The sequence below is a fragment of the Paenibacillus forsythiae T98 genome (assembly GCF_000520735.1).
Classification (GTDB): Bacteria; Bacillota; Bacilli; order Paenibacillales; family Paenibacillaceae; genus Paenibacillus_AQ; species Paenibacillus_AQ forsythiae.
Map to the genome: position 1 here is coordinate 1 of NZ_ASSC01000541.1, position 331 is coordinate 331.

The window sequence follows — 331 nt, forward strand, 5'->3', positions numbered from 1 at the left end:
CGCTTGCGATTGCAATGGGCGGACTTCTGGCGCTTGGAACCAAGCAGTTGATATCCGGCAAGTCGGCACTATCGGCCAGCCCGGTTCCCTTCTACATGTCAGGGCTGGTCGCCGCCATTACGGGATACCCTTTTTTGCGCAGGGGCTTTTCTCGTCTCACCGGACAGGGTAAGCTCAGTCCCGATCTGATTCTGGGCACCGCTGCGCTTGGACTTGCGCTCGTCCGGGAGAATCTCGTTGTACTGGGTGCTTTGAGCATTCTGCAGTACGTAAATTGGAGACGCAGCCGAATCGGACTCGCCGATACGGATCAGCCGCTGTCTCCTGAAAT

Annotated in this window: 1 protein-coding gene; it reads left to right on the plus strand. The window is 57.4% G+C overall.

Annotated features, from left to right (window positions below; all coding sequences use genetic code 11):
- Positions 1 to 331, plus strand: a 331-nt coding sequence (locus tag L692_RS32895; protein WP_036724161.1) for a hypothetical protein, incomplete at both ends; no start/stop codon positions are given.